The 26,730-nt window shown below is 68.0% G+C and carries 26 protein-coding genes; 8 read left to right on the top strand and 18 right to left on the bottom strand.

Features of this window, described 5'->3' with window-relative positions; genetic code table 11:
- The first annotated feature begins 34 nt into the window (after nucleotides 1-34).
- Complete coding sequence (locus AC3WQZ_RS21425; protein ID WP_011616879.1) at nucleotides 35-259, top strand: DUF2188 domain-containing protein; 225 nt, start codon at nucleotides 35-37, stop codon at nucleotides 257-259.
- Nucleotides 260-478: 219 nt separating this feature from the next.
- Here the strand turns inward: AC3WQZ_RS21425 and AC3WQZ_RS21420 are convergent, their stop codons facing one another.
- The 5 genes from AC3WQZ_RS21420 to AC3WQZ_RS21400 form a co-directional block, all read right to left on the bottom strand.
- On the bottom strand, nucleotides 479-661 hold the full coding sequence (locus AC3WQZ_RS21420) for a DUF1484 family protein (RefSeq protein ID WP_010809624.1): 183 nt from the start codon (nucleotides 659-661) through the stop codon (nucleotides 479-481).
- A 379-nt stretch (nucleotides 662-1,040) separates the two neighbouring features.
- Nucleotides 1,041-2,183, bottom strand: a complete 1,143-nt coding sequence (locus tag AC3WQZ_RS21415; protein ID WP_010809625.1) for a CaiB/BaiF CoA transferase family protein — start codon at nucleotides 2,181-2,183, stop codon at nucleotides 1,041-1,043.
- A gap of 79 nt (nucleotides 2,184-2,262) precedes the next feature.
- Nucleotides 2,263-3,255: a tripartite tricarboxylate transporter substrate binding protein gene (locus tag AC3WQZ_RS21410; RefSeq protein ID WP_010809626.1), complete on the bottom strand. Its 993-nt coding sequence runs from the start codon at nucleotides 3,253-3,255 to the stop codon at nucleotides 2,263-2,265.
- Between the two features lie 63 nt (nucleotides 3,256-3,318).
- The gene (locus tag AC3WQZ_RS21405; protein ID WP_011616882.1) at nucleotides 3,319-4,503 is read right to left on the bottom strand and encodes an acyl-CoA dehydrogenase family protein; all 1,185 of its coding nucleotides are present in this window, start codon (nucleotides 4,501-4,503) and stop codon (nucleotides 3,319-3,321) included.
- 11 nt (nucleotides 4,504-4,514) lie between these two features.
- A complete protein-coding gene (locus AC3WQZ_RS21400) occupies nucleotides 4,515-6,068 on the bottom strand; it encodes an AMP-binding protein (protein WP_439669828.1) in 1,554 nt (517 codons plus the stop codon).
- 133 nt (nucleotides 6,069-6,201) lie between these two features.
- Here AC3WQZ_RS21400 and AC3WQZ_RS21395 point away from each other — a divergent pair, with 133 nt between their 5' ends.
- Nucleotides 6,202-7,095 carry a LysR family transcriptional regulator gene (locus tag AC3WQZ_RS21395; RefSeq protein ID WP_492301213.1) on the top strand — a complete coding sequence of 298 codons (894 nt, stop codon included), beginning with the start codon at nucleotides 6,202-6,204 and terminating at the stop codon, nucleotides 7,093-7,095.
- 21 nt (nucleotides 7,096-7,116) lie between these two features.
- On the opposite strand, the gene AC3WQZ_RS21390 is transcribed toward AC3WQZ_RS21395, so the two are convergent.
- The 4 genes from AC3WQZ_RS21390 to AC3WQZ_RS21375 form a co-directional block, all read right to left on the bottom strand.
- Complete coding sequence (locus AC3WQZ_RS21390; protein ID WP_010809630.1) at nucleotides 7,117-8,121, bottom strand: Bug family tripartite tricarboxylate transporter substrate binding protein; 1,005 nt, start codon at nucleotides 8,119-8,121, stop codon at nucleotides 7,117-7,119.
- Nucleotides 8,122-8,183: 62 nt separating this feature from the next.
- Nucleotides 8,184-9,350: an acyl-CoA dehydrogenase family protein gene (locus AC3WQZ_RS21385; protein WP_011616886.1), complete on the bottom strand. Its 1,167-nt coding sequence runs from the start codon at nucleotides 9,348-9,350 to the stop codon at nucleotides 8,184-8,186.
- 21 nt (nucleotides 9,351-9,371) lie between these two features.
- A complete protein-coding gene (locus AC3WQZ_RS21380; protein ID WP_010809632.1) occupies nucleotides 9,372-10,562 on the bottom strand; it encodes a CaiB/BaiF CoA transferase family protein in 1,191 nt (396 codons plus the stop codon).
- A gap of 13 nt (nucleotides 10,563-10,575) precedes the next feature.
- Nucleotides 10,576-11,346 (bottom strand): enoyl-CoA hydratase/isomerase family protein, encoded by a 771-nt coding sequence (locus AC3WQZ_RS21375; protein WP_492301210.1) that lies wholly within the window; start codon nucleotides 11,344-11,346, stop codon nucleotides 10,576-10,578.
- Between the two features lie 109 nt (nucleotides 11,347-11,455).
- On the opposite strand from AC3WQZ_RS21375, the gene AC3WQZ_RS21370 reads away from it, so the two are divergent.
- Complete coding sequence (locus tag AC3WQZ_RS21370) at nucleotides 11,456-12,292, top strand: IclR family transcriptional regulator (protein ID WP_010809634.1); 837 nt, start codon at nucleotides 11,456-11,458, stop codon at nucleotides 12,290-12,292.
- 7 nt (nucleotides 12,293-12,299) lie between these two features.
- On the opposite strand, the gene AC3WQZ_RS21365 is transcribed toward AC3WQZ_RS21370, so the two are convergent.
- The 3 genes from AC3WQZ_RS21365 to flhC form a co-directional block, all read right to left on the bottom strand.
- Entirely contained in the window at nucleotides 12,300-13,178 is an 879-nt protein-coding gene (locus AC3WQZ_RS21365) for a lipid A biosynthesis lauroyl acyltransferase (RefSeq protein ID WP_010809635.1), read from the bottom strand.
- Nucleotides 13,179-13,693: 515 nt separating this feature from the next.
- Nucleotides 13,694-14,071 (bottom strand): hypothetical protein, encoded by a 378-nt coding sequence (locus tag AC3WQZ_RS21360; RefSeq protein ID WP_010809636.1) that lies wholly within the window; start codon nucleotides 14,069-14,071, stop codon nucleotides 13,694-13,696.
- Nucleotides 14,072-14,201: 130 nt separating this feature from the next.
- On the bottom strand, nucleotides 14,202-14,813 hold the full coding sequence (flhC, locus tag AC3WQZ_RS21355; protein ID WP_011616889.1) for a flagellar transcriptional regulator FlhC: 612 nt from the start codon (nucleotides 14,811-14,813) through the stop codon (nucleotides 14,202-14,204).
- Nucleotides 14,814-15,169: 356 nt separating this feature from the next.
- On the opposite strand from flhC, the gene AC3WQZ_RS21350 reads away from it, so the two are divergent.
- Nucleotides 15,170-15,379, top strand: coding sequence for a hypothetical protein (locus AC3WQZ_RS21350; protein ID WP_041688042.1), 210 nt, complete (start codon nucleotides 15,170-15,172; stop codon nucleotides 15,377-15,379).
- A gap of 48 nt (nucleotides 15,380-15,427) precedes the next feature.
- Here AC3WQZ_RS21350 and AC3WQZ_RS21345 read toward each other — a convergent pair whose 3' ends face one another.
- Entirely contained in the window at nucleotides 15,428-15,919 is a 492-nt protein-coding gene (locus AC3WQZ_RS21345; RefSeq protein ID WP_010809639.1) for a flavodoxin family protein, read from the bottom strand.
- A gap of 117 nt (nucleotides 15,920-16,036) precedes the next feature.
- Between AC3WQZ_RS21345 and AC3WQZ_RS21340 the strand changes: the two genes are divergently transcribed.
- The 3 genes from AC3WQZ_RS21340 to AC3WQZ_RS21330 all read left to right on the top strand — a co-directional run bounded on the left by AC3WQZ_RS21340 (nucleotide 16,037) and on the right by AC3WQZ_RS21330 (nucleotide 18,932).
- Entirely contained in the window at nucleotides 16,037-16,642 is a 606-nt protein-coding gene (locus AC3WQZ_RS21340; RefSeq protein ID WP_492301208.1) for a TetR/AcrR family transcriptional regulator, read from the top strand.
- 119 nt (nucleotides 16,643-16,761) lie between these two features.
- The gene (locus AC3WQZ_RS21335; RefSeq protein WP_037023981.1) at nucleotides 16,762-17,730 is read left to right on the top strand and encodes a Bug family tripartite tricarboxylate transporter substrate binding protein; all 969 of its coding nucleotides are present in this window, start codon (nucleotides 16,762-16,764) and stop codon (nucleotides 17,728-17,730) included.
- Nucleotides 17,731-17,741: 11 nt separating this feature from the next.
- Entirely contained in the window at nucleotides 17,742-18,932 is a 1,191-nt protein-coding gene (locus AC3WQZ_RS21330) for a M24 family metallopeptidase (protein WP_492301206.1), read from the top strand.
- A gap of 16 nt (nucleotides 18,933-18,948) precedes the next feature.
- Here AC3WQZ_RS21330 and AC3WQZ_RS21325 read toward each other — a convergent pair whose 3' ends face one another.
- Genes AC3WQZ_RS21325 through AC3WQZ_RS21305 form a run of 5 tightly spaced genes read right to left on the bottom strand, consistent with a single transcriptional unit; the run spans nucleotide 18,949 to nucleotide 25,815 of the window.
- On the bottom strand, nucleotides 18,949-19,962 hold the full coding sequence (locus tag AC3WQZ_RS21325) for a Bug family tripartite tricarboxylate transporter substrate binding protein (protein ID WP_010809643.1): 1,014 nt from the start codon (nucleotides 19,960-19,962) through the stop codon (nucleotides 18,949-18,951).
- 58 nt (nucleotides 19,963-20,020) lie between these two features.
- Nucleotides 20,021-21,001 carry a Bug family tripartite tricarboxylate transporter substrate binding protein gene (locus AC3WQZ_RS21320; protein WP_011616891.1) on the bottom strand — a complete coding sequence of 327 codons (981 nt, stop codon included), beginning with the start codon at nucleotides 20,999-21,001 and terminating at the stop codon, nucleotides 20,021-20,023.
- On the bottom strand, nucleotides 20,998-22,314 hold the full coding sequence (locus AC3WQZ_RS21315) for a DUF1254 domain-containing protein (RefSeq protein WP_492301204.1): 1,317 nt from the start codon (nucleotides 22,312-22,314) through the stop codon (nucleotides 20,998-21,000). The genes AC3WQZ_RS21320 and AC3WQZ_RS21315 overlap by 4 nt, the downstream gene beginning before the upstream one ends.
- A gap of 11 nt (nucleotides 22,315-22,325) precedes the next feature.
- Nucleotides 22,326-23,639 carry a DUF1254 domain-containing protein gene (locus AC3WQZ_RS21310; protein ID WP_010809646.1) on the bottom strand — a complete coding sequence of 438 codons (1,314 nt, stop codon included), beginning with the start codon at nucleotides 23,637-23,639 and terminating at the stop codon, nucleotides 22,326-22,328.
- A gap of 25 nt (nucleotides 23,640-23,664) precedes the next feature.
- On the bottom strand, nucleotides 23,665-25,815 hold the full coding sequence (locus AC3WQZ_RS21305; protein WP_010809647.1) for an acetate--CoA ligase family protein: 2,151 nt from the start codon (nucleotides 25,813-25,815) through the stop codon (nucleotides 23,665-23,667).
- Between the two features lie 140 nt (nucleotides 25,816-25,955).
- Here AC3WQZ_RS21305 and AC3WQZ_RS21300 point away from each other — a divergent pair, with 140 nt between their 5' ends.
- Nucleotides 25,956-26,693 carry a GntR family transcriptional regulator gene (locus AC3WQZ_RS21300; RefSeq protein ID WP_492301202.1) on the top strand — a complete coding sequence of 246 codons (738 nt, stop codon included), beginning with the start codon at nucleotides 25,956-25,958 and terminating at the stop codon, nucleotides 26,691-26,693.
- The last annotated feature ends 37 nt before the right edge of the window (nucleotides 26,694-26,730 follow it).

Genomic DNA, 26,730 nt, shown 5'->3' with positions numbered 1-26,730 from the left:
TTATACGTCGCGGGGAATTCAGAGAGGGGTCATTATGCAATCGCGGATCATTCGCGTTCTGCCCGCAGAAGATGGTTGGGCATTGGAGTTCGGCGGCCTCAATATAAAGGCCCAGAAATTTCCGACCATGGAGGCGGCAATCGCTGCGGGTTGGGGGGTGGCCAGACGAGAGAACGCCGAATTGCACATACATCGTCACGACGGGGACGTGCAATTGCGCAACGCGTGCGGCGACGAGCAACAGGAGGCGCGGCGGTGACGCCGTACTAGCTGTGAAGCGGCGAAAAAGGGCAAGGAGAACGCCTGGGAAAGGGTGGTGAGCTCAAGTGATGTTTTGGGCGCACATTTGCCAGGCAGTGCCTGCCAAATTCCTTGAGGGGAGATACTGTCCGGCAGATCCGCTCGAACGGCCACGCTTGATGCGGCTTCCACGAGGACTGTCTGGCGGTGCCGAAGCACCGCCAGACCAGAGGCATTGCTATCCCGCAAGCGGCCCGGCCGCCATCAAGGCATCCAGCTTTGCCTTCACCATTTCAAGCAGGCAGAGCGCGCTGAAGCACGCTTCCGAGCGCACGCTTTGCTGCTCCAGCAGTACGAGTACGCCATCAATGCCGGCACGCACTTCATGCAGGCACGCGTTGGTTTCGATTGCATCGACCATTACTGACTCCTTTGCAGGTTAAGGCGCGCCACTCATTTGAAGGTGAAGGTGGCGGGCCAGACAGCGAGGGTGGAAACCAGTCTCCGGGAAAACCAGCCAGCCTTGCGGCTGCCTCGCCTGGCCCGCCATGGAACGATGCGTTCATGCGAGCACGCAGGAGTGCCGTATGGGATGCGACTCTCCTGCCCGGAGACACCTCGGGTTTCCACGCCCGGTCACCGGCGATCCGATGACGCAACCAGTATTTCCTGCCAGAGTCATGCAGGCGATAAGAGATGTCGCATTCGGAAGAGGCGGGCGAAGCTTGCGGCAACTCAGGCGAGTCGGAAATCGTTGAGTCTTGGAATGCGAGGTGGTCGCGGCATGGAACTAAGCCAAATTATGCGTTCCCGATCCCGCCAGCGAAGATCTTTGGCAGGGATCCGTCCACACTATGCTCCCCCACCTGAGCCACAAAATCCTCCCCCTCCGGCAACCCCAACGAAAACTTCACCGGAAAATTCACAGCAATCCCGCCTTCCGCGGGTACGGACCGCACCACCTCCCGCGCCTGCACATGCGGATCCTCAAACAGCGCCGTCGCCCCCAGCAATGGCGAGAACGGAATATCCAGCGGCCCGAAGAACGCCTCCCACTCGGCCAGGTCGCGCGTGCGGAACACCGCCGCCATCAGGTCATTGACCTCCACCTTGTGCCCGTACCGTCCGGCACGCGTGGCAAAACGCGGATCGCGCAGGGCCGGGAACTCATCACCCAGCGCCTCGCACAGGTTGACCCAGAACTTGTTCTCGAGGATGCCCATCGCCAGATGCAGGCCATCGCGCGTCTCGAAGAGATCGTTCTCCGGCATCACGGTAGGGGATGCCTGCGGCGATGCCTCATGCCCGCGGGCGGCCCAGGCGCCATGGGCGGTCCACGACAGGATCGCGTCATGGATCGAGACATCCAGATGTTGCCCCTGCCCGTTCTGGTGCGCACTCATGATCGCCACTGCAAGCGACAGCGCCGCGTAGCCGGATGCGGCGTAATCCGACACCCGCACGCGCGGGCGCGAGACCTTGTCGTGCACCTGCACCGGCGTCGCCCAATAGCCGGCCAGCGCCAGGTAGTTCAGGTCATGTCCGGCGTGGCTGGCATAGGGGCCAGTCTGGCCGAAGCCCGAGACCGAACACAGCACGATGGCCGGATTGACCGCCGCCAGTGCTTCATAGCCCAGCCCGAGTCGCGCCATCACGCCGGGGCGGAAGCCTTCCACCACGGCATCGGCATTGCGGACCAGGTCAAGGAAGGCTTCGCGGCCAGCATCGGTCTTCAAGTCCAGCGCTACCGAGCGTTTGCCGCGATTGAACTGTGCAAACACCGTCGGACCAAGCTGCCGCGCAGTGTCGCCGGTGCCGGGCTGCTCTACCTTGATGACATCGGCACCCAGTTGCCGCAGCAGGCTGCATGCGTGCGGACCGGGCAGCAACTGGCTGACGTCGATGATGGTGACGTCCTTGAGGCAGGACCATTCTGGCTTCATACAGCGCCCTGGGGGGAGAACGAAAGAAGGGGTGCCGCACGCGCGGAAGGTGGCGTGCGGCGCGGGGCGGACAGGACGCTCAGCCCAGGTCGCCGACCATGCCGATCGACTTCATCAGGTCGCCGTAGCGCGCGTTGTCGCTGGCGACAATGGTGCCGAACTGCGCGGGCGAGGCGCTGCGGCGCAGTTCGCCGGCATTGGCCTTGAGCTGGGCATCAAACACGCCGGCCGTCTGCAGGGCGCCGACGGCGGCATGCAGCTTCTGGGTCAGTTCGGCCGGGAAGTTGGCCGGTGCGAACAGGCCGCTCCAGTTGTCGATGACAAAGCCCGGGGGCAGGGCTTCGGCCATGGTTGGCACGTCCGGGAAGAACGGCGAACGGGTGGCCGCAGTGACGGCAAGCACCCTGACCTGGTTATTGCGCACGTATTGCGTTGCGGTGCCGAGCACCGGCATGCCGAACTGGGTTTGTCCGGTCAGCATGGCGGTGATGATTTCCGGCGCACCCTTGTAAGGGATATGCACGGCGTCACAGCCGGTCTGGTGCAGCATGGTTTCCACCGCAAGATGGGCGATGCTGCCCTTGCCGCCGGAGCCGTAGTTGAACTTGCCCGGCGCTTTCTTCATGGCGGCGATCAGTTCGGCAGCGGTCTTGTAGGGCGACGAGACCGGCACCACCAGCGCGGACGGTCCGCCGGACAGGGCCGTGATCGGCGTGAAGTCGTGGATCGGATCGTATGGCATCTTGCGGTACATGTGCACGTTGATCACGTGCGCATTGGCCAGGATGCCCAGCGTATAGCCATCGGGCGCGGCCCGGCGCAGCGCGCTGGCGCCGATGATGCCGCCGGCGCCGGGCATGTTCTCGACCACCAGCGGCTGGCCGAGCTTCTTGCCCAGCTCCGCCGACAGCGTGCGGGCCACGTTGTCGGGCGTGCTGCCGGCGATAAACGGAACGATCAGCCGGATCGGGCGGCTGGGGTAGCTGGATGAAGCGCTGGCGGCGCGGGCCGGCAGCAGCAGGCTGCCCAGCGCGGCGGCGCCGGCGGTGGCAAGCCAGTTTCGGCGGTTCATGCTTGGTCTCCGTGGTCTTGTCTTATGGTGTTCATGCCGGCGGCGACCGTGCCGCCGGCACGGTCAGGCCTTCTGCTGCTGCAGCGGTTCAAGGATAGCGCGCGCAATGGTGTTGCGCTGGATCTCGCTGGTGCCGGTGAAGATGCGGAACATGCGCAGCTTGCGGAAGGTCTGCTCCACCGGATGGCCGCGCGTGACGCCGACGTTGCCGTGGATCTGCACGGCCTTGTCCGCCACCTCGAAGCAGCGCTCCGAGACAAAGAGCTTGCACGCCGCAGCCTTCATGCGCAGGTCGGCGCCGGCATCGGCCAGCGCGGCGGTATGCGTGATCATGCTCTCGCAGGCCCACAGCGCGGCGGCCATGTCGGCCAGCATGTGCTGGATCGCCTGGAAGCGCGCGATCGGCCCGCCGAACTGGCGGCGCTGGCCGGCATATGCCACCGACGACTCATATGCCCTGGTGGCCAGCCCCAGCATGCTGGGGCAGTGCAGCAGGCGGTTCACGTTGATGCGCGACATGCCCAGCTTGAAGCCGTTGCCTTCGCCGCCAAAGATATTGGCGCGCGGCACGCGCACGTTCTCGAAGCGGATGTCGCCGTCGATATGCTGGCCCGACATCGGCACGTACTCGTTGCTTACCGTCACGCCCGGCAGGTCCAGGTCGACCAGCACCGCGGTGATGGCCGGCGGCGTGGTGGTGGCGTCGGTCACGCACATGACGATGGCAAAGTCGGCGAACGGCGCGCCGCTGATGTAGTGCTTGCCGCCGTTGATGACCAGCTCGTCGCCATCGGCCACGGCCGAGGTCCTGATGCTTTGTGCGTCGGAGCCGGAATGCGTTTCCGTCAGTGCGAAGCAGGTCGACTTCTCGCCGCGGATCACGGGCTCGAAGTAGCGCTTGAGCTGGTCCGGCGTGGCGTACTTGAGCATGTTGCCCACGCGCGGCGGGCCGCCCAGGTCGCCCAGCACGTGCGCGGCCAGGGTGGAGCCGCTGGCGGCCAGGTCGGCCTTGAGCGCGCATTGCTCCTGGATGTTCAGGCCCTTGCCGCCGAGCGATGTCGGCAGGCACGCGGCGTAGAAGCCCAGCTCGCTGGAGCGGCGCCAGACCTTGCGCAGGGTCTCGCGCGGCCACGGGTCTTCAGAGCCCAGGCCGAGTTCCTGTTCCAGCGGGCGCAGTTCTTCGTCGATAAAGCGGCGGATGCCGGCGCGGGTTTCCAGCAGTACGGGATTGGTCAGGTGATCGAACATGGCGGGCTCCTTCAATTCACACGGCGCCCGACGCCTTGCCAGTAGCGTTCGCGCACGATCTTGCGGGCCAGCTTGCCGCTGGCGTTCTTGGGCAGCTCGGCGACGAAGTCCACCGAGCGCGGCGACTTGTAGTCGGCAATGCGCTCGCGGCAATGCGCGATCAGCTGCTGCGCGGTGGCCTCGCGCCCGGGGCGCAGCGTGACCACGGCCTTGACGCTTTCGCCCCAGGTGTCGTCCGGCACGCTGATGACGCAGGCTTCCAGTACGTCGGGGTGCTGGTACAGCGTGGCTTCCACTTCGGTCGGATAGACGTTGAAGCCGCCGGAGATGATCATGTCCTTCTTGCGGTCGACCAGGTACAGGTAGCCGGCCTCGTCCACGCGCGCCATGTCGCCGGTGTGCAGCCAGCCATCGATGATGGTCTCGCGCGTCAGCGCGGGCTCGTTGAAGTAGCCGTGGAACACGTCTTCGCCGCGGATCACCAGCTCGCCGATCTCGCCCACGGCGACCTCCTTGCCTTGCTCGTCGACCACGCGCACTTCGGTCTCGCCCAGGGCGCGGCCGCAGGAGGCCAGGCGCTCAGGGTGGTTGGCAATGGCGTCGGCATGGTCGGTGGTGGACAGACGTGTGACGCCCGAGGTCGATTCGCTGGCGCCATAGCCCTGCGACAGGATCGGGCCGATGCGCTCCCAGGCCTCGCGGATGCGTGCCGGCGCCATTGGCGCGGCACCGTAGGCCAGGGTCTTCAGGCTGGACAGATCGGCCTGGGCCAGCGTGGGCTCGGCCAGCAGCATGTTGATCATGGCCGGGACCATGAACACGTGGGTGATGCGTAGCCGCGCCACCTCGGCCAGGAAGTGCGCGGGCTCGAATTTCTCGAACAGCACCAGCGTGGCGCCCTGGTACAGGTAGGGCTGCATCAGCATGCCGGAGGCGTGCGTGACCGGCCCGATCAGCGCCAGCTGGTCGCCGGGGCGGGCCGGGCGGTCCATGCCGGACACCATCTTGCGCAGCGCCGCCATGCGGTTGCCGTAGCTCTGCATGGCAGCCTTGATCTTGCCGGTGGAGCCGGACGAGAAGTGCAGCACGGCCAGGTCGTCGGGGGCGGGGGTGATGTCAGGCGGCGTGGTGCCGGCATTGGCCAGCAGCGCTTCATACTCGACATAGCCCGCCGGCGCATCGCCGATGGCAATAAAGGTCTCGATGCTGCCGAAGCCGGCCGTGGTGCGCGCATAGCCGGTGTAGCCGGGGCCGGCGATCAGCACGCGCGGGGTGCAGTTCCCGACCACGTCGCTGGCCTCGGCCGCGGTGAAGCGCGGGTTGAGCGCCGCCTTGACCAGGCCCGCCTTGTACAGCGCGCATTCCAGTTCGACCAGCTCGGGCCGGTTGCGCGACTGCACCGCGACGCGGTCGCCGGGCTGCAGGCCCAGTGCCAGCAGCGCATTGGCCAGGCGCGTTGAGCGTTGGTCCAGCTGGCGATAGGTCACCACCCGGTCCTGGTAGAGGATGGCGGGCTGGTCGCCCCAGTAGCGCGCGGCGCGGCGCAGGAAATACGCGAAACCCATGCTGTCTCCGTTGATGCCTGTTGATCCCGGTGAGCGCTTTTACGTGTGCTCGTGCGCCGTAGTCTGTAAGATGGCTGGCATCACCACAATGAAGCATTGGCTATAAAGCCATAACCATCGGGAATGTGAGGCAATGGAGACGCGGGATATCGAATACATCCTCGCCGTGGCGGCGCACGGCGGCATCGGCCGTGCCGCCGACACGCTGGGAATCAGCCAGCCGGCGCTGACCAAGGCGGTGCAGCGGGTGGAGACCCAGGCCGGGCTGCCGCTGTTCGAGCGCACCGCCAACGGCATGACCGCCACCTACGCCGGCACGCGCTTCCTGGAGCGGGCGCGGCGCATCCAGCTGGAATACGAGGACGGCATCAAGGAGATGCTGGGCATCCGCACCGGCGAGCAGGGCATCCTGCGCGTGGGCTATTCGCCGTCGATCCCGGGCAACGTGATCCTGGGCGCTTGCCGGCAACTGGTGCGCGAGCGGCCCGTGGCACGGCTGCGGCTGCGCCGCAGGCTGGCGCGCGACCTGCTGGACCTGCTGGCGGCGGGGGAACTGGATGTGGCGGTAGCACCGGCGCCGTTGGCAGCCTCATCGACCGGCCTGACGGTGCAGCCGCTCTTTGACGACCGGCTGGTGGTGGTGGCGGACGAGGGCCATGCCTTGCTGCAGCGGCGCAAGCTGCGGTTGGCGGACCTGGCGAACCAGGAATGGCTGCTGCCCGAAGGGCATATCACGCTGCGCCAGCAGGTGGACGCGGCGTTCCGCCAGCGCGGCCTGCCGGAGCCGCAGCCGCGCATCGAGATCGACTTTGGCAGCAGTTCGCTGTTTGCGCTGATGCAGGGCACGCAGATGCTGAGCATCGCCAATGAAGGCGGCGATGCCATGCAGCACGGCCTGCGCGTGCTGCCGCTGGGCGTGGAGGAGCTGGACCTGCGCCGGAACATCGGCGTGATCTCGCGCGAGGGCGCCTACCTGTCGCCGCTGGCGCAGCGCCTGACGGTGCTGCTGAGCGAGCACAGCCGCTGAGGCAGCGGCAGGGCCACGCGGTTATTGCAGCGGGATCTTGGCCACCTCCGCCAGCCGCTTCCAGCGCTGGATCTCGTCCTTCTGGTACTGCAGCATTTCGGCAGGCGATGACAGGATCAGCTTGGTCGACTGGCGCGTGTAGTACTCGCGCACATCCGGGGCCCTGCCGGCCTGCGCAAACAGGTCCTGCAGCCGTTTCACCACTGCCGGCGGCGTCTTTGCCGAGACCGCCGCGGCTACCCAGTTGTAGGCCAGGAAGTCCGGCAGGCCGGCTTCGGCGATGGAGGGCACGTCCGGCAGCAGCGGCGAGCGCTGCGGTGCGGTGTAGGCCAGCGCGCGGACCTTGCCGCCGCGGACCAGTTCGATGGCGCCGGTGGCATCCACCACGGCGAAGTCGACATTGGCCGCCATCACGCCGTTGATGGCATCGCCAGCGCCCTTGTACGGCACGGCGGTGGTCTTGATGCGGGCCAGTTCGTTGAGCCACTCGGAGTAGAGCGTGTAGGAGATCGAGCCCGAGCCGTAATTGAGCGCGCCGGGGCGCTTGCGGGCATCTTCCAGCAGTTCCGTCAGCGTGCGGTAGGGCGAGCTTGCCGGCACGATGATCACGCATGGCCCGCGCGACAGCAGCGTGATCGGCGCAAAGTCGGTCAGCGGGTCATACGGCAGCTTGCGGAAGGTGGCGGCGTTGGTCGACAGCGTGGAATTGCTGCCGATAAAGACGGTGTAGCCGTCTGGCGGCGCGTTCAGCGCGGTCTGCACGCCAATGAAGCCGTTGCCGCCGGGCTTGTTCTCCACCACCACGCCCTGGCCGGTCAGCTCGCCGATCTTCTTGGCGAACATGCGCGCGGTGGTGTCGGTGCCGCTGCCGGAAGGGAAGGGCACGACAAAGCGGATCGGGCGGGACGGGAAGGCGTCGGCGGACTCGGCGGCGGGCGCCGCCAGCGGCGTGGCGGTGCCGATGGCCGCCAGTGCGGCGGCAGCCAGTCCAAGGAAGCGGCGGCGGGAACGGAAAACCTGTTGCATGGTGTCTCCTGAGCGTGGAATGCCCGGCGTGTTCCCGCCGGTGCAAGGGGATAAGCGGGGGCCTAACGGCGCAAGCCGAGCAGGTCGCGTGCGATGACCCAGCGGTGCACCTCGCTGGGCCCTTCGTAGATGCGCATCAGACGGGTCTCGTTGGCCATCTGCTGCAGCGGCAGTTCCTTGGTCATGCCCATCGCGCCGAAGGTCTGCATGGCGTGGTCGATCACGTCCCACGCCATCTCGGTGGCGAATACCTTGATCATCGATACCTGCGTGCGGGCCTCGTCGCCGGCGTCGATGCGGCTGGCGGCTTCGTAGGTCATCAGGCGGCACGCGTGGATGCGCGTGGCGGCGTCGGCCACCCACCACTGGATCGCCTGGCGCTGCGCCAGCGGCGCGCCGAAGGTCTGGCGCTGCGGCGCGTACTCGCAGATCATGTCCAGCGCCCGCTGCGCCCGGCCGATGCACCACGCGGCCATCTGCACGCGGCGCGTGGACAGCCGCGCCTGCATCGGCGCAAAGCCCTGGCCCTCGGTGCCCAGCAGCTGCGAGGCGGGGATGCGGCAGTCTTCCAGCACCACCTCGTAAGTCGATGCGCCGCCGATCATCGGGATGCGGCGCTCCACCCGGAAGCCCGGCGTGCCGCGCTCGACGATAAAGGCCGAGATGCCGCCGCGCGCGCCCTTGGCCTTGTCGGTCACGGCCATGACGATGGTCCAGTCGGCGCGCGCCGCGCGGCTGATCCAGATCTTGCGCCCATTGAGCACCCAGTGCTCGCCGTCGCGTTCGGCGCGCGTGGTCATCATGGCGGGGTCGCCGCCGGCGCCCGGTTCGGAAATGGCGATGGCCGACACGGTCTCGCCGCGCGCGTAAGGGGCCAGGTAGCGCTCACGCTGGGCCTCGCTGGCGCTCAGCATCAGCATGCGCAGGTTGGGCGAGTCCGGCGGCAATTCGTAGGGCGTGATGGTCTTGCCCAGTTCTTCGTTGACACCCACCATGGCCACAGTGGGCAGGTCGGCGCCGCCCATCTCCGTGGGCGCATCCAGGCCCCACAGGCCCAGTTCGCGCGACATCGCGTCAAGCCGCGCATGCTCTTCCGGCAGCAGCGTCATCTGCCCGCCGGCGGCTTCGCGCGCCAGCACCGCGGGTTCCAGCGGGATCAGCTGCTCGCGCACAAAGCGCGCGACCAGGTCCTTGAGCATCCGGTGTTCGTCGTCCAGTTCAAAGTTCATGCCCTGTCTCCTGCTGATTCGTTATGGTTGGCTGACGCCTTGCGCGAGGCCCAGCTCCTGCAGGACTTCGGCGGTGTGTTCGCCCAGTCCCGGCGCATGGCGGCGCAGCGACAGCGGCGTGGCCGAGAAGCGCGCGGCGGGGCGCACTTCGCGCAGCGGGCCTTCGGTGGGGTGCTGCGTTTCCTGGAACAGGCCGACGGCGCGCAGGTGCGGGTGGTCGACCAGCGCGTCCAGGCCGTAGATCGGCGTGGCGGGGATGTCGAGCGACTCGAACAGCGCCATCCATTCATCGGTGGTGCGCGCCGGCGTCAACTCGGCCAGGTGACCGTACAGCGCGCGGATATTGGCGTTGCGCTGCGCGCGGTCGGCCACCTCGTAGCGCTCGGCCAGGTCGTCGCGGCCCACGGCGCGGAAGAAGGCTTGCCAGTGGCGCTCGGTGTAGGGCAGGGCGCAGATCCAGCCGTCGCGGGTCGGCGCGGGTCGGCGCCCGCCCTGCAGCAGGCGGGCGTAGCCGGCGCCTGTGGGTGCGGGCTCGAAGGTCAGGCCGCCCAGGTGCTCGGCCATCACGAACGCGGTCATGGTCTCCAGCATCGGCACCTCCACCGACTGGCCGACGCCGTGGCGCTCGCGGTACAGCAGGGCTGCCAGCACGGCGTTGGCCAGGGCCAGCCCGGTAGTCTTGTCGGCGATCAGGCTGGGCACGTACTCCGGGCGATCGCCGGTGGTGGAACCCAGCGCGACCAGCCCGCAGCCGGCCTGGATGATGTCGTCGAAGGCCGGCTTGTCGCGGTGCGGACCGTCCTGGCCGAAGCCGGTGGCCACGCAGTAGACGATGCGCGGATTGATGCGCGCCACTTCGGCATAGCCGAAGCCCAGCCGCTCGATCGCGGCTACGCGCATGTTGTGCACCAGCACGTCGGCGCTGGCGATCAGCCCGCGCAGCGCCTCGGCGCCCTCGGGGGTCTTCAGGTCGAGCACGACCGAGCGCTTGTTGCGGTTCAGCGCCAGGTAGATCGAGCTCATGCCGGCGTGCTGCGAGACGCCGTTGGCGCGCATCAGGTCGCCCTCGGGCCCTTCGATCTTGATCACGTCGGCGCCAAAGTCGGCCAGCACCTGCGTGGCCAGCGGCCCGAGCACGACCGCGGTGAGGTCGAGCACGCGGATGCCGTCCAGCGGGCCGGCCGGCGTGGCGCGGGTGTCTTGTTCGCTCATCGGGGCCACTCCTTCAACGGCGCTTGAAAACAGGGGCGCGGCGCGCGGCCATGGCGGCGACGCCCTCGCGGAAGTCTTCGCTGCGGAACTGTCCGTGCTGGATTGCCAGTTCGCGCTGGTTGATCTCGGCGATGCGGTCGGCCAGCCCTTCGCGCAGCGTGGCGCGCGTGGATTCCACGGCCAGCGGGGCAGAGGCGGCGATCTCTTGCGCCAGGGCCATGGCGCGGGCATTGACCTGCGCCTTTTCCACCAGTTCATCGGCCAGGCCGATCTCGGCCGCGTCGGTGCCGGTGATGCGCCGGCCGGTATAGAACAGCAGCGCGGCCTGCTGCTCGCCCACCAGCCGCGGCAGCGTCAGGCTCATGCCGAAACCGGGGTGAAAGCCCAGCCGGTTGAAGTTGGCGCTGAAGCGTGCCTCGGCGCAGGTCACGCGGAAGTCCGCCACCAGCGCCAGCCCCATGCCGGCGCCGATGGCGGCGCCTTCCACCGCGGCCACGATCGGCTTGCGGTTGCGGTAAAGCCTCATCGCATGCGCGTAGAAGCCGCCCGGGTCGTTGGCTATCGCGCCCTGGTCGGCGCCGCTGAAGTCGGCCCCGGCGCAGAAGGCGCTGACGCCGGACGCCAGCACGATGGCGCGGCAGTTCTCGTTGTCGTCCAGCGCCTGCAGGGTGTCGGCCAGGCGCCGCATGATGTCGGCATCGACAAAATTGTGCGGTGGGCGGGACAGGACGATGCGGGCGACGTGGCCTTCATGGGTGACCTGGATATTGGCGTCGGCTGACATGCGGGGCGTTCCTCTGTGGTGGATCGGCTCGGGGGCCGGGATGGACACAGTATTCGCGCCGCGCGGCCGTACCGCTATACTCTAATTTCACTAACTGAAATTATTGGCGATGCCGGACGCCGTGCTGCCAGAGCCCTCCACCCGCCGCGTCACGCACCAGACCGGCCGCTTTACCCGCGACACCGCGGGCAGCCAGTCGCTGGAGCGCGGGCTGGTGCTGCTGCGGGCCTTCCGTGTTGGCACCACCAGCCTGACCAATGCCGAGCTGGCGGTGCGCACCAGCCTGCCGCGCCCCACCGTCAGCCGGCTGACGCGCTCGCTGGTGGATGCCGGCTTCCTGCGCTATGACGTGAACGAACGCGCCTACCGGCTGGCGCCGGTGGTGCTGAGCCTGGCCGATGCCTTCCACCAGTCCAGCCGCGCGCCGGACATTGCCTTGCCGCTGATGCGCAAGGTGGCCGAGGCCGGCAAGGTCAACGTGGGGCTGGCCGTGGGCGACCAGCTGGAGATGGTGTACCTGGCGTCGATCCGGCACAGCCGCGACAGCGTGTCGCGCACGCGGCGCGTGGTGCCGGGAACCCGCGTGCCGATGGAGATGACGGCGATCGGGCTGTCATGGCTGGCGGCGCAGCCTGAGGGGGTGAGGGAGGACCTGCTGGCCGGCATCGCCGCGCGCCAGGGCGAGGACTGGATCAACATGCGGGCCAAGGTGCTGCGCGGCATCGCGCAGGCGCAGCGGCACGGCTATTGCACCGCGGCCTACCAGCCCGGGCACCTGCTGGCCGTGGGGGCCGCATTTTCCGGGCCGGACCAGCAGCTTTACGGGCTCAATATCAGCTTCCCGTTCAACGAGAGCGAGCGCAGCCGCGACAATGCCCGCTATGCGGCCCAGCTGGAGCGGCTGGTGGCGGACATCCAGGAGGCCTGGCGCCGCGCCGCCGGATAATCCGGGCTCAGTACACCGACGGCATGCCTGCGGGCCGGTTCTTGAAGCGCCGGTGGATCCAGTAATACTGCTCCGGCATGGTGGCGATCTGGGCTTCGAGGAAGGCGTTCATGCGGCGCGAATCTTCCTCGACGCTGCCCGAGGGGAAGCCTTCCAGCGGGTCGAATATGCGCAGCCGGTAGCCGCGGTAGTCGGGCAGCACTTCGGTGGTGAAGGGCACCACGCGCGCGCCGGTCATGCTGGCCAGGCGCGAGGCCGAGGTCAGCGTGCAGGCCGGCACGCCAAAGAACGGCACGAACACCGAATCGTTGATGCCGAAATCCATGTCCGACGCCAGCATTACCGGGCAGCCGGCGCGCAGCGTGCGCACCACCTGCTTGCCGCTGCCGCTGCGCGGGATCATCTCGGCGCCAAAGCGCCCGCGCTGCGTGCGCGAGATGTCTTCCAGCATCTGGCTGGACATCCTGGTGTACAGCGAGGCCACCGGGTGGCGCATCGAATAGAACATGCAGCCGGCCTCGATGCCGACGAAATGGAAGCCCATGAAGATGGTCGGATGCTCCGCGCACGAGGCCAGGTCGATGCGCGAGTCCAGTTCCACCAGCTTGCCCAGGCGCTCGGCGCTGCCGAACCACTGCACGCCGCGCTCCAGGTAGCTGCGCAGGACGTGGCCGAAGTGGTTCCGTGCCAGCTTGTCGCGCGTGTCTGCATCCATGTCCGGGAAGCACAGGGACAGGTTGGTATGGACAATGCGCCGGCGGCGGCTGGGGATGCGATACAGCAGCTTGCCGATCGCGTCGCCCAGGCGTGCGGTGACACCGTACGGCAGGGCGGCGACGAGCTTGAAGACTGCGATGGTGAGCGCAGCCTGGAGCCGGTGTTTCATGTAGATCCTAGGAGCGGCAGCGGCGGCTCGGGCAAAGGCCCCGGGCAGGCGGCTGCGCGGCAATAATTCGGCGCCACTGGCTGGTGGCGAACGGGATGCACCCGAACGAACGGGAAGAGCGAGGGCCGGCCCCCGGCATATGCCCGGCGCCTGGCGCGGCACGGTGTGCGCGTCGGAGGCTGACAAAGCAAGGCGGGACGCCAGGGCGGCGCCCCCGGCACGGCGCGCGGGCCGAAGGGCGGCGTGGGTGCGCTATGCGTCGCTGCGCAGGCTTTCTCTGAAGGGCGCACTGTAGCACGATGGCAGCTGCCCGGCGATGACGGTTACTACCAGTAGCAAACAGGGGGAGATTATTGCAGCGCCTGGGATTCAGCGGAAATGCTCGGGCCGGGGCAGGGCATTTCCGACTGTGCCGGGGTGCGATCCGGGGAAGGGAAAATGGCGCTGAATAATACGCGCAGGCGGCGTCGTCACGCCTGCAATAATGACCGGCGGGATTATCGGGCAGGAATTGCTCAGGGTTTTTTCAATTCGCCCAGGTAGTAATTGACCTCGGCCAGCAGGGCGCGGTGGAATTCCGCCGGCAGGACATGGTCGTCGGTCAGCGACATCAACTGGTTGATGCGCTGGCGGAAGCGCTGCTCGGCGCTGGCGCGCGCCGCCGGCGGCAGGCCTGTGGTCAGCGAGCACAGCAGCTCGCGCATCACCAGCAGGCGCGCGCCATACTGGATCATGGCATCGCCTTGTGTCTTGAGGTTTTGCGCCAGCTGTTCCGGCATCGTCTTGCCCGGCTCGCCAGGCGCACCCGGAGCGGGAGATTCGGCGGTGTTGTGGTCATTGTTGTCGGGCGCGGCCGCGCCGGTCTTTTTTCCAAGCATGGTGATCCTGAACATGGGCGAGGCTCCCTGGTACAAGCGGGGCCGGCCTGAAACGCCGGCGGCCTGGATGGCAGTAGCACTCATCATGGAAGCCTGCCGTGCACCGGACAGTGCGGCGGCAGACACTGGGACGCCTTGCGCGGCGTCAGCCGGCCAACGCCGCCGGCGCGGGTTTGCGGCCCTTGCCTGCGCGCGCAGGCGGCAGGCACAGTCCGCAGACGTAGCGGTGGCGCGCATCGTCGGCCTGCACGACATACTCGCCCCGGCAGTCCCTGCAGCGCGCCAGCCGCAGCATGCCGCGCTCATAGAAGCGCACCAGCGTCCAGGCGCGGGTAAAGCTGAGCTGCGAGGCCTCGCCGGTGGCGCACAGTTGTTCGCGGTACATGCGGTAGCTGGACAAGACCGCGCGGATCCCGTCCAGGCTGCCGCGGCTGGTCATGAAGCGGTAGGCGCCAAGCAGCATCGAGGCATGGGCATTCGGGCGCCAGGAGACAAACCAGTCCGTGGAGAACGGCAGCATGCCCTTGGGCGGCGACACCCCGCACAGCTCCTTGTACAGCCGGATCAGGCGCACGCGTGGCAGAGACACTTCGGACTCCAGCACCTGCAGGCGGGCGCCCAGGCCGATCATCTCGATTGCCAGGCGGATCTGCTCAACATCCTGCAGCATGCTCTTGCCGGGACGCGGGGGCCTGGCGCGCGGAACCGGGGCCGGTGAGCCGGCCACAGCCGTGCCGGCGATATCGTGTACATCCATTGTTCTCCTCCGATATATCGGGAATGGGCGCGGGCAAGCCGGTTGCTGATCCGGCTTGCCCGGGCCTGTCACCGATAATCATGACCCGGCGTGTCACCGTGCGCGGCACGGCTCCTCGCGGGTCCGGGGCTCAGGTTTCTCGTAGTCGAGGAGGATTTTTGGATCGATCGGGGCGTTATAACCATGACATGCATCAACAATCATATTTCCGCGATTATTGTGTGTCAGGTACGGCGCCTGGATTTAACCGTCCCCACCCTGGTGTAGGAGAAGTGCCCGCACGCTATCGGACTGACGCCGATTTCATTGGCAGGCCAATGGACTACGCTGCAAGAACACCAACGACGGAGCGACCCATGGCTGCGAACTTCCTGATCAGGCAGACGGCGCAAGGCTGGGAACTGGCGGTCGAAAGTGCCCGCAAGGGCCTGGTGCACTGCGAGGATCGCGAAATCGCCGTCAGTATCGGCATGGCTGCGGCCAGGCGGCGTGGCGTCGCGCTGATCGTGCAAGAGGAAGGGGGCGGCAATGACACCCCGAGCGGCATCACACCACTGGCTGCCTGAGAACAGGCCCGCCCCGCCCGATAGCGCGGTACGGCACCTGGCGTGCCATCAGAACACCCCAAGCCCCAATCCCGCTGCCAACCCCTCACCCAACTCCGCGCAACGCGCCAGGTCCCCGGCTTCGATCTGCTTGGGCGCAAGGATGCGCTCCGGTGTCTGCGCATGCGTACAGACGATCAGCCCCGGCGCCACGGCGTTGAGCCGCCAGCCGGTGGCGATGCGCTCGATCTGGCGCAGCGCATTCTGGCCATCGCTGCCGGCGCAGATCATGGTGGCGTAGGGGCGGCCGTTGATGCGGTCCAGCGCGGCGTAATAGCAGCGATCGAAGAAGTCCTTCATCATCCCTGCCATGGCGGCCAGGTTCTCCGGCGTGGCGAAGAGATAGCCGTCGGCGCCAAGGACATCGTCCGGGCCTGCCTCGGCAGCGGTCTTGAGTACGACCGTGATGCCGGGCTGCTGGCGGGCCGCGCCAGCGGCGGCCTCGGCCATCTGCCGGGTGCCTCCGGTCATGGTGTGATAGACGATCAGCAGCGTTTTCATGCTTGCGTGGTGGCGGTGTGCCGTACGCTGAAGACTGTATCACGCAGGCCGGCGACGACAGTTATCGTAGAATCCGGGGCAGCCATCCTGCGCGCCCGGCGCACGTGCCACCCCGTCATGCCGAAAGCCAAAGCCCCCGCTCTTGACCGCTCCGCCAGCGAGCAGGCCATCCAGTTGCTGGATGCCGCCACCGATCATGTTCTCGCCAATGGCCTGGGCGATCTGTCCTTGCGCAGCGTGGCGGATGCGCTCGGCACGAGCCACCGCATGCTGATCTACTACTTCGGCTCCGGGGATGGCTTCTGGCAGGCACTGTTGCATCGCATCCGCCATGCGGAGCAGGCCGCCCGCGAGCGCGTGATGGTGGAAGGCATGGCTCCCGAAGCCGCGATGGAAGCGGCGTGGGAGCGCTATTCCGCCCCAGGCTACCTGCCGATCATGCAGCTGATGTTCGAGATCTACGGCAAGGCCATCCGCGACCGCGAGCGCTTCAGCGGCTTTCTGGAAGACGTGGTCGGCAGCTGGACAACCACGTTGGCGACGCGCCTGCAGCGCGACCTCGGCCGCGCCCCGGCCGAGGCCGGGCTGCGCGCGCGCGTGGAACTTGCCACCATGCGCGGGCTGCTGCTGGACCTGGTCACCACGGGTGACCGCAAGGGCACGACGGCCGCGCTGAAGTACTTCGCCGCCAGGATGGCGGCGCTTCCCCAAACCGGCAAGTAACGGTTTTTTTCCCCGGAAATCCGCGTAAACCCCGATTTTTCCCATTCGTGTACCACGTGGTACATTGCATCCCACGCCTTGCGAACGAGGCGAATCGTGGCAAACCAACAGGGTGCAATATGGATCGGCGACAACTACTGGCCTGGGTGGCCGGGACTGCGGTGGCGATGGCGCTGCCAGGGACCGGGCAGGCGCAAACCTTCCCTTCGAAGCCCGTACGGCTGGTGGTGCCGCAGGCCGGCGGCACCGGCAATGATGTGCTGGCGCGCGCGCTCGCGGAAAAGCTCAGCCGTGCCTGGAACCAGCCGGTGGTGGTGGAGAACAAGCCCGGGGCCAACGGGACGCTGGCGATCAGCTATGTGATCGGGCAGCCCGCCGATGGCTACACGCTGTTCTTCGCCGGCGTTTCCAACCTGAGCTTCAATCCCTTCCTGTATCCGAAGCTGCCCTATAACCCGGGTCGGGACCTGACTGGCGTGGCGATGCTCGCCAACTCGCCCTTTGTCTTTGTCGCGGCGCCGTCGCTCAAGGCTGATACGTTCCAGGATTTCGTGCGGATGGCCAAGGCTCGCCCCGGCGAGATCAGCTTCGCGTCGGGCGGCATCGGCAACTCCACCCACCTGGCGATGGAACTGGTCGCGCAACGCACCGGAGTCCGGCTGCAGCACGTGCCGTTCAATGGCAGCGGCGGCTCGACCAGCCTGATGAACGGGCAGACCCCGGTGATGATGAATGTGCTCGCGGGCGTGCAGCCTTACATCGCCGGCAAGAAGCTGATACCGCTGGCGGTCACCGGCGACAAGCGGCAGCCGGCCTTGCCCGCGGTGCCCACCTTCAAGGAGCTTGGCTATGACGTGCAGGTACCCGGGTGGTACGCGATCGTGGCCCGCACAGGCACGCCTGCAGGCGTTATCCGCAAGGTCAATGCCGACATCAACCAGATCCTGGACGACCCGCAGTTCCAGGAGAAGCTTGCCTTCCAGTTCCTGGATGCAATCAAGGGGCCGCCGTCCGAGGTGGAGCGCTATATGAAGCGCGACGCCGATACCTGGGGCCCGATCATCCGCAACCTTGCCATTTCTCTCTGAGGACCGCTGCCATGGCACATCTCACCAAGGCCGTACAAGGCTATCGCCTGGCGGCGATGCACAGGCTGATGGACAAGCTGCGCGTCGATGCGCTGGTGTTCGGCACGCCTGACTTCTTCCAGTACGCGACCAATTTCCAGCTCGATGTCTGGCCGTGGGAGCGCCCGGTGTTCGTGGTGGTGCCGCGCAATGGCGACACCTTCGCGGTCATGAACGAGCTGTCGACCAACCATATGCGCTTTGCGACCGGGAAGGGCTCGGTCTGGCTTGCCGATGTCACCTACTACGCCGAGCATCCCCGTGTCTCGAATCGCCTGCCGCTGCCTGCGCAGCTGCCGGAAGTGGTTGCCGCGCTGCTGGGGGCCAGGGGGCTCGGCATGTCGCGGATTGCGGTCGACGTCCAGCATCCGATCCTGGCCGGTGCGCAGCGCTGCCTGCCTGAACTCACGCTGCGGCCCGCCATGGCGGAGATGCGCAGCCTGCGCTGGGTCAAGCATGCGGAGGAGCTGCAGGTCATGCGCGAGCTAGGTGCGCTGACGGACTGGGTGCAGGATCGCTACCGCGAGAACTTCCGGCCAGGCCGGCTGGTGCAGGAGCTTGACCACGCCATGGCGGCGCTGATGTCGGAGGAGGCGGCGCGGCGCTTTCCGGGCGAGGACTTCGACATCCTCAAATGCTGGACGCTGACCGGGCCAGCTTCGGCATCGCCGCATGGCGATGGCGCCGGATGCGGCGCACGGATTTCCGCCGGCGACACCATCGTCAACCTGGTGCTGCCGCGCCTGAACGGGCTCTATGTCGAGAATGAGCGCACCTGGTTTTGCGGCCGGCCCGGCGACGAGCAGGCGCGGTTCTACCAGGTTGCGGCAAAGGCCACCGACGCTGCCGTTGCCGCGGCGGTGGTCGGCAAGCGCGTCTGCGACATGGATGCGGCCGCGCAGGCTGTGATCGAGCAGGCCGGCTGCGGGGACTATGTCTTTCATCGCACCGGCCACGCGGTCGGTCTGATGCTGCATGAATACCCGGAGGACATGGCCTTCAATACCCGCTCGCTGCTTGCGGGAGAGGTGTATTCGGCGGAGCCGGGCCTCTATGTCTACGGCCTTGGCGGCTTCCGGCTGGACGATACCGTGGTGGTTGGCGACCAGCCGGAGGTCATCATCAAGACGCCGAAGGCGCTGGAATACGCAACCGTGGACTAGGCGCCCGCAGCGTAGCTCAGTCGAGTGTCACCCCCGTATCCGCCGTCAGCTTGAGCACCACCGGCAGGTACGCCTTGTACGCCGCCTCTGCCTGTGCCGGGGTATTGCCGAGCGGTTCCGCGCCCATGTCCACGATGCGCCGCTGCATGTCGGCGCTGGCGACCAGGCTGGCGGTCTCGCGGCCCAGGCGGTCGATGATGTCCTGCGGCGTCTTCGCGGGCGCCATCAGCGTGATCGGGCCGGTCAGCCGGAACGGTTCGTCGGCGTAGCCGGCCTCGGCGAAGGTCGGCACGTCTGGCAGGCCCTGTGCGCGGCGCGTGCCGGTGACAGCGAGGGGCCGCAGCTTGCCGGTGGCGAAGTGTTGCTTGAGCGCGGTCACGGAGCCCACCGTCACGTTGACCTGGCCGGCGAGCAGGTCGGTCACCATGGGTCCTTCGCCGCGGTAGGGCACATGCAGCATGTCAGCCTGGTACTGCCTGGCGATGTAGGTCTGGATCGTATGCGGCTGCGTGCCCGCGCCCCACGACCCCATGCGCAGCTTGCCCGGCGATGCCTTGGCATAGGCCAGCAGTTCGGCAACGGTCTTGGCCGGCACGCTGCTGTTGACCGCCAGCACGGTGCGCGCGGTGGCGATGTCGGAGATCGGGCGCAGCTCAGTGCGCGGATCGTAGGGCAGCTTCTTGTACAGCGCCAGGTTGGACGTGATCGGGCCGGGAATGGTCATCAGCAGCGTATAGCCGTCAGGCGCCGACTTGGCGACGTAGTCGGTGCCGATGATGCCGCCGGCACCGCCCTTGTTCTCCACCACCACCGTCTTGCCGAGCTGGCGCGACAGGCCATCGCCGATGGTGCGCGCCAGCGTGTCGGTCAGCCCGCCCGGCGGGTAGGCGACGATCAGGTGGATGGGCTTGGCCGGGTAGGCGCCCTGTGCGCCGGCCGGGGCGGGCGCGGCGGCCAGGGCCAGCACGGTGAGCAGGGGCAGGGCGGCTTGCAGCAGCGGGCCGCGCAGCAGGTGGGCAGCGGTCGTCATGATGGCGTTGTCTCCTTGGGATGGATGGTCCGTGTTGCCCTACGTCGAAGGGGAAGTCTCACTCCAGCTTGATGCCGCGCGCCTTGATCAGCTTGCCCCATTTGCCGATCTCCTGGTCGATGAAGGCGGAAAACGCGCTGCCCGGCTCTGGCTGCGGCTCGAGCCCCAGCCCCAGCAGCTTTTTGCGGATCTCGGCATCGGCCAGCACGGCCGATGCCTCGCGGTTCAGGCGCTCGGAGACGGCGGGCGGCGTGCCGGCCGGCGCGACCAGGCCGAACCAGCCGTAGCCGACCATGCCCGGGTAACCCTGCTCGGCAAAGGTGGGCGCATCCGGATAGACCGGCGAACGCTGTTCCGAGGCCACTGCCAGCACGCGCAGCTTGCCGGCCTTGATAAAGGGCAGCGCCGAGGTGATGGCGGTCAGGGTGGCGTCCGCGCGGCCGGCCAGCAGTTCGGTATAGGCGGTGGCGTCGCCGCGGTAATGGACATTCAGCAGCTGGAACTTGCCGACCTGCCCGAATAGCTCGGCGGTCAGGTGCGGGCCGGAGCCTGCGCCCGGGGAGGCCAGCGTCACGCCATCCGGCTTGTCCCGGGCCATGCGCACGAAGTCGGACACGGTGCGGGCCGGCGAGCTGGCATTGACGATCAGGAAGACCGGGCCCAGCACGCGCGGTCCCACCGGCACGAAGTCCTTGTGGACGTCGTAGCGCTGGGCGATGCCTGCCGCGGTATTGATGGCGAAGGGCGCGGCAGCCCACAGCAGCGTGTAGCCGTCCGGCGCGGCACGGGCCACCTGCTCGGTGGCCAGGCGCGTGCCGGCGCCAGGCTTGTTCTCCACCACCACCTGTTGGCCCAGCTTGTGGCCAAGTGCCTCGGCAAGGATGCGGGCAGAGATGTCATTGGAGCCGCCGGCGCCATATGGCGACACCAGCTTGACCGGCCGCGACGGATACGTTTGCGCCTGCGCCGGGCTGGCCAGGCACAGCATCGCCAGGCCGGCCGTCAGCACGGCCCGGGCGAAGATTGTGGTCCGATTCATGATGCTTCCTTCATGCGGCGGATGGGTGGATAGCGGAAGGTGCGTTCCAGGTGCGTGGCGCCGGGCACGTAGAGGCGCAACGCTACATAGAACGGCTCAGCGGGGGCCGGCAGCCAGTTGCCGGCGAGGGCGTTCTCCGTAGGTGGCTGCGCGCCCAGCACGATGCACAGGCTGCCATCGGGCGCCGGGCGCAGGGCCGGCGAGCGGTCGCCCAGCGAGTAGCGCTGCAGGGGGTTCTCGACCAGCATGCAGTCCGATTTACGGTACATGGTCAGCGACCAGAATGCGCCCACTTGGGGTAGTCCTTGCCGGGGAAACACCAGTTCATACTGGCGCCTGCCGTCCAGCGGCAAGCCGTCGCCATCGCAATCGGCCATCAGGTACATGGCTTCCTCAACGCCCAGCGCACCGATGTAGTTGCGCGCCACTTCGGCGCGCAGAGCGTAGTGGGTGCCGAACGAGGTGCGGATTTCCACCGGCAGGAACCAGCCGCCGCCCAGCGCGGAGACCCTGGGCGCGGCCAGTTCCGCGTCGACCTGCGTCAGCGCGGTGGCCAGCGCCGCGCGCTGTGCCCCGGTCAGCGGCGCGTTGCTGCCGATGCCGGCCGGGGCAAAGCTGCGGACCAGTTCCGCTTCGGCCGCGGGTGGCGGGTTCTCGCGCAGCATGCGGGTGACGACGGCGGCGTAGCGGTCGGGATCGGCCGGCCGCTCGCCGGCTTGCATGCCAGCATCGAACACGGTTGCTGCGCTGGTGCCGTCTGGCCGGCGCAGGCGGATGCCGTCCTGCAGGGCATGTGCACCCGGCAAATCGGCTTCGCCATCGGCCAGGATGCGGCCGATGATCCAGACCGCGTTGGTGGGGCAGGGCAGCGGCGTTGCGCCGGCCGGCACCTCGCCCCGCCAGGCTGGCCCATACAGCAGCCAGGTGCCGCCTTGCGTGCCGGTGGTGCGGGTGCCGATATAGCCGAACGGGTTGGTATAGGCGTCGAGCAGGCCTAGCACGTAGTAGCGGCCGTGGCAGTCGGGCACGTCGAGCAGCAGCGGGCCGCCGGACAGGTCGAGCCACGCGTTGGTGTAGAGCGTGTCGTTGTTCGGCGTGACGACCTGCCGGTGCTGCGGGCCGAGCAGCGTGCGCACGTGCGTGACCGTGTTGATCCAGCGCAGCGTTGTGTCGGGCCCGTCGCCGGCAAAGACCCCGGTGCCATCGCGCCGCGGGCAGGTGGCGGCGCGCATGCGCGCCATCTCGTACAGCGGCAGCGTGTAGCGCACCGCGTCGCACGCCAGCGTGCCGAGCAGGTTGTCGTGGTGTTCCATGGCGCGCTCCATCAGGCAATGCGCCGCAAGGGCGGGATCACGTAGCCGCCGGCCATGAAGCCATCGGTCGGGTGGTAGAGCCGCAGGATCAGGTAGAACGGGCCGTCCGGTGCCGGCAGCCAGTTGTCCTGCGCCTGCGTGGGGCGCTGGTGCGAGATGGTCAGCGTGAGGCCACCGTCGACATCGTATTGCAGACCGGGACTGCGGTCGCCCAGCGCATAGCGCCCGATGGCGTTGTCGGTGAAGAAGCGGTCGGCGCCGTAGAGCGAGACCGACCAGAACGCCTGCGCCGGCGGCAGGTGTCCCGCGGGGAAGTGCAGGGCGTAGGCGTGGCGGCCGTGCAGCAGTTCGCCGTCGGCGTCGTAGTCGGCAGCGGCATAGACGGCCTCGTCGGCGCGCAGTGCGCCCAGGCCCTTCATGGCGGTGACCGCGCGCTGCATCCAGTCGTCGCCATAGCGGCCCAGCAGCAGGCTGTAGGTCCAGCTCTTGCGCGCATGGCTGCGGGTGTTGGCTTCGATCAGGGCCATGCCTTCGTGCCAGGCGCGGACCAGGCCCTGTTGCACCGCAGGCCGCAGCGCGCCCACATCGACGGCGTCGCCGGCGCGGATGCCGCATTTGCGCAGCAGCGACAGCAGGCCGGCGGCGGAAGGCTCGGCGGGATACTCGCGCAGGGCGTTGAAGATGTTGGCGAAGAAGTCCAGCGCGGGCTCGCCGCCCTCCTGCCAGTCGCGCACGCAGGCGGGCTGCATCCTGGCGCCGCCGGACAGGTAGAAGCCGTTCTCGAAGGCGCTCGCCGCCGGCAGATCGTCGGCACCCGTCACCAGCACGCGGCCCAGCAGCCAGACCAGTGCGGTGGGGCAGCGCACCACGTGGTCGCCTTCGGCCTGCTGCCCGGGGCCGGCCAGCACGATGTCGGCGCCGGCCGCGGGAACGTTGCGCGGGCCCAGGTTCTCGAAGTTGTTGGTCCAGGCGTCCAGCAGCTCCACCACGTAATAGCGGCTGGCGTCCGGCAGCGCCGGCACGTGCAGCGTGACCGGGCCGTCGGCCAGGTTGACCCAGGCGCAGAAGTAGAGCAGGTCATTGGCCGGGGTGACGATGTCGCGGTCCTTGTGTGTCCACTGGTGGGTGCTGGCCGACAGCACGTTGACGGGGGCACGGCCGTAGCCGGTGGCCTGGGCTACGGAGGTCTGCAGCCGGCAGGTGCGCAGGCTTTCAAACAGCGGATAGGTGGCGAGCACCAGCGGCAACGCCGCCGCGGCGGTGAGGGCTTCCTGGGGCGTGTCGATGGGTGCGCCGGCAAGGAAGGGCGCAGCGGGTTGGTTCATGGCGTTGTCTCCGTCGGGTTTTGCTTTACTCGTTGATGCCGTCCCCGGCATGCAGCGTGACCACGGCATCGGCCGCGACCACGCCCTGGGCGGTGACGATCAGCGGATTGATCTCCAGCGTGTCCAGCCGCGGCCCGAGTGCGGCGGCGGCCTGCGACACGCGCACCAGCACTTCGGCCACGGCATCGGCGTCGACCGCGGGATGGCCGCGATGGCCGCACAGCAGCGCTTCGGCTCGGCTTGCGCGCAGCATGGTGCAGGCGCGGGCATGGGTCAGCGGGGCCAGGCCGAACGCGGTCTGCCGGAAGATCTCAACTGCCGTGCCGCCGATGCCGGCCAGCGCTACCAGCCCGAAGACCGGGTCACGCCGCACGCCCACCATCAGCTCGCCCCAGCCGCGCACCATGCCGGCGACCAGCGCGCCCTCGAAGCGCGCCGGGCTGCCGTGGTTGGTAGCGGCGGCCTGCACCTGCGCAAACGCCGCACGCACCGCCTGCGCATCGGCCACGTTCAGCACCACGCCGCCTACGTCGCTCTTGTGCAGGATGTCGGGCGAACACAGCTTGACGGCAACCGGGTAGCCGATGCCTTCGGCGATGCGCACGGCCTCGTCGGCATCGCGCGCCAGTCCGTGGGGTGCGGTGGGGATGCCGCAGGCGTTGAGCCACTGCATGGCTTCGAACTCGGACAGCGACGTAGTGTCGCGCGGAAGGTCCGGCGCAGCCAGGGCCGCGGCAGCTACGGCGGGCTTCGCATGTGCTGCCGCTGCCTGCGCGGCGGCGCGGGCCAGCACGGCCACGGCCTGCACCGCTTGGGCGGGTTCGCGGAAGACCAGCGCGCCGCGCGCTTCGAGCCAGCGGCGCTTTTCGTCATCGACCAGCCCGCTGAACAGCAGCGGCGCCGCGGTGCCGCTGCTGTTCAGGGTCTCGACAGCATCCTGCAGGCCAGGCCAGATGCGCGGCGCACCAACGCCGCCCGCCAGGAAGGCGACGACACTGCCGTAGTCGGGGCTTTGCGCCGCGGCGGCAATCGCGTCCAGCAGCACTTCCGGCTGCGCCACGATCTGCCCGGTGACATCGATGGGATTGGCCGTGCTGGCAAAGGGGATGGCGCTGCGCAGCGCAGTGGCCGCGGCTTCCGGCATGGGCGGCAGGGGCAGGTCCAGCGCCTCGGCCTGGTCGGCCATCATGATGCCGACGCCGCCCGAAACCGTGACCAATGCGACCGGCGTGACGGCGCTTTCCGGCTCTTTCGCCGAGGGCTGCCAGCGCGTCGGCCGACGCCCGCGCGAGAGCACGTAGCCCAGCCGGAAGAAGTCATCCAGCGTATGGGCGCGGAATACGCCGTACTCGTCGAAGACCGCCTGGTAGACGGCGTCCTCGCCGGCCAGGCTGGCCGTGTGCGATTGCGCGGAGCGGGCCCCGGCCTCGGTGGTGCCGACCTTGGTCACCACCACTGGCTTGCCCGCGGCACGCGCCGCCGCCAGCGCGCGGCGCAGGCGGGTGCCGTCGCGGCAGCCTTCCAGGTAGGCCAGGATCACGCGGGTGGCGTCGTCGTGCGCCAGCCATTCGATCACGTCGGCCACGTGCAGGCCGGCTTCGTTGCCGGTGGTGACCCAGTGACTCAGCCCCAGCGATGCCTCGCGCGCCAGCCCAAAGGCATAGGCGCCGAAGGCGCCGCTCTGGCTGACCAGCCCGACTTCGCCCAGCGGCGGCAGCCCGCTCAGCGGCATCGGCGAGAAAGTGGCAAAGACGCGCTCGCGCAGGTTCATCGCACCCAGGCAGTTGGGCCCCAGCAGCGTGATGCCGTGCGCTTGCGCGAGTGCCGCCAGTTCCGCCTGCATGGCGATGCCGTCGCCGCCGGTTTCAGCAAAGCCCGAAGTGAAGAACACCGCGGCGCGCGTGCCGTTGCGCGCCAGCTGGCGCATGGTGTCCAGGCTGGCACTGACCGGCAGCGCCACGATGGCGAGGTCGGCCGGTGTGTCCAGCGCATCCAGCGAGGGCACCGCAGCCAGCCCCTGTACTTCGCGCGCCGTGGCATGCACGGGAATGATGCGGCCGGCGTAGCCCAGTTCGCTCAGCAGCCGCACCGGCATGCCGCCCACCTTGTCGGGCTGGGTGGAGGCGCCGATCACGGCGATGGTGCGCGGCTGCAACAGGGCGCAGAGGTCTGGCATCGCTTGTCTCCGTATGCGTGCGCCATGACTTCCAAGACGGCGCCGCGAATCTTGTCATTGGTGTGTCCGAGCATGTTGTCATGACATGTTATGATGAGTCAATGTTGTTATGATAAGTAGAAGCCCGCATCGGACATGCCGTGAACACCGCCAATCTCGTGACAACAAGCTCCCTGCCTCGCTTCAAGCAGATCGAAGGCGCGCTGCGCCAGCGCATCGTCAACAACGAATGGACTCCGGGCATCAAGCTGCCGTCTGAGTCTGAGCTGATGGCTGAATTCGGCGTCAGCCGCATCACCGTGCGCCAGTCGCTGGCATCGCTGCTTGCCGAAGGGCTGATCGAGACGGTGCACGGCAAGGGCAGCTTTGTCAGCCGTCCGGCGGCGCAGGCGGACCTGGGGCCGTTGACTGGCTTTTTCGACTACATGCGCGCGCGCGGGCACGAAGCGCACGGCAAGCTGCTGTCGACGCGGCTGATCGCGGCGCCGGCCATCGCCACCGATGCGCTGCGCCTGCCGCCGGGAACCAGGCTGCTGTGCGTGACCATGCTCAAGTCAGTGGCCGGCGTGCCGGTGGCGGTCGGCATGACGATGGCGCCCGAACCGCTGATGCGCGCGATTCTGGAGCACGACCTGGAAAACCACGATGCCCTGATGATCGTGGAGGCCCGCCTGGGTTATCGCCTCAAGTACCTGCACACGGAGAGCGCAGCAATCCCTGCCAATGCCGAAACCGCGCGCCGGCTCAAGGTGGCGCCGGGCGAGCCGCTGCTGCGCATCCGGTTCACGCCGCACGACATCGACGAGAAGCCGCTGGCCTTCTCCGAATTCATGTTTCGTGGCGACAAGTTCACCTACAAAGCCTGCGTGCGGCGCTAGCGTCGCCTGGCAGTGGCGCCGGGGGAACTTTTGTGCC

The sequence above is a fragment of the Cupriavidus sp. FW305-26 genome (assembly GCF_058787975.1).
This window is presented reverse-complemented; position numbering and strand designations above follow the sequence as displayed.

Bases quoted from the DNA above. Each gene is read 5' to 3' on its own strand.
- AC3WQZ_RS21425 (WP_011616879.1), top strand. From the start codon at position 35: ATGCAATCGCGGATCATTCGCGTTCTGCCCGCAGAAGATGGTTGGGCA.
- AC3WQZ_RS21420 (WP_010809624.1), bottom strand. From the start codon at position 661: ATGGTCGATGCAATCGAAACCAACGCGTGCCTGCATGAAGTGCGTGCC.
- AC3WQZ_RS21415 (WP_010809625.1), bottom strand. From the start codon at position 2,183: ATGAAGCCAGAATGGTCCTGCCTCAAGGACGTCACCATCATCGACGTC.
- AC3WQZ_RS21410 (WP_010809626.1), bottom strand. From the start codon at position 3,255: ATGAACCGCCGAAACTGGCTTGCCACCGCCGGCGCCGCCGCGCTGGGC.
- AC3WQZ_RS21405 (WP_011616882.1), bottom strand. From the start codon at position 4,503: ATGTTCGATCACCTGACCAATCCCGTACTGCTGGAAACCCGCGCCGGC.
- AC3WQZ_RS21400 (WP_439669828.1), bottom strand. From the start codon at position 6,068: ATGGGTTTCGCGTATTTCCTGCGCCGCGCCGCGCGCTACTGGGGCGAC.
- AC3WQZ_RS21395 (WP_492301213.1), top strand. From the start codon at position 6,202: ATGGAGACGCGGGATATCGAATACATCCTCGCCGTGGCGGCGCACGGC.
- AC3WQZ_RS21390 (WP_010809630.1), bottom strand. From the start codon at position 8,121: ATGCAACAGGTTTTCCGTTCCCGCCGCCGCTTCCTTGGACTGGCTGCC.
- AC3WQZ_RS21385 (WP_011616886.1), bottom strand. From the start codon at position 9,350: ATGAACTTTGAACTGGACGACGAACACCGGATGCTCAAGGACCTGGTC.
- AC3WQZ_RS21380 (WP_010809632.1), bottom strand. From the start codon at position 10,562: ATGAGCGAACAAGACACCCGCGCCACGCCGGCCGGCCCGCTGGACGGC.
- AC3WQZ_RS21375 (WP_492301210.1), bottom strand. From the start codon at position 11,346: ATGTCAGCCGACGCCAATATCCAGGTCACCCATGAAGGCCACGTCGCC.
- AC3WQZ_RS21370 (WP_010809634.1), top strand. From the start codon at position 11,456: ATGCCGGACGCCGTGCTGCCAGAGCCCTCCACCCGCCGCGTCACGCAC.
- AC3WQZ_RS21365 (WP_010809635.1), bottom strand. From the start codon at position 13,178: ATGAAACACCGGCTCCAGGCTGCGCTCACCATCGCAGTCTTCAAGCTC.
- AC3WQZ_RS21360 (WP_010809636.1), bottom strand. From the start codon at position 14,071: ATGTTCAGGATCACCATGCTTGGAAAAAAGACCGGCGCGGCCGCGCCC.
- flhC (WP_011616889.1), bottom strand. From the start codon at position 14,813: ATGGATGTACACGATATCGCCGGCACGGCTGTGGCCGGCTCACCGGCC.
- AC3WQZ_RS21350 (WP_041688042.1), top strand. From the start codon at position 15,170: ATGGCTGCGAACTTCCTGATCAGGCAGACGGCGCAAGGCTGGGAACTG.
- AC3WQZ_RS21345 (WP_010809639.1), bottom strand. From the start codon at position 15,919: ATGAAAACGCTGCTGATCGTCTATCACACCATGACCGGAGGCACCCGG.
- AC3WQZ_RS21340 (WP_492301208.1), top strand. From the start codon at position 16,037: ATGCCGAAAGCCAAAGCCCCCGCTCTTGACCGCTCCGCCAGCGAGCAG.
- AC3WQZ_RS21335 (WP_037023981.1), top strand. From the start codon at position 16,762: ATGGATCGGCGACAACTACTGGCCTGGGTGGCCGGGACTGCGGTGGCG.
- AC3WQZ_RS21330 (WP_492301206.1), top strand. From the start codon at position 17,742: ATGGCACATCTCACCAAGGCCGTACAAGGCTATCGCCTGGCGGCGATG.
- AC3WQZ_RS21325 (WP_010809643.1), bottom strand. From the start codon at position 19,962: ATGACGACCGCTGCCCACCTGCTGCGCGGCCCGCTGCTGCAAGCCGCC.
- AC3WQZ_RS21320 (WP_011616891.1), bottom strand. From the start codon at position 21,001: ATGAATCGGACCACAATCTTCGCCCGGGCCGTGCTGACGGCCGGCCTG.
- AC3WQZ_RS21315 (WP_492301204.1), bottom strand. From the start codon at position 22,314: ATGGAACACCACGACAACCTGCTCGGCACGCTGGCGTGCGACGCGGTG.
- AC3WQZ_RS21310 (WP_010809646.1), bottom strand. From the start codon at position 23,639: ATGAACCAACCCGCTGCGCCCTTCCTTGCCGGCGCACCCATCGACACG.
- AC3WQZ_RS21305 (WP_010809647.1), bottom strand. From the start codon at position 25,815: ATGCCAGACCTCTGCGCCCTGTTGCAGCCGCGCACCATCGCCGTGATC.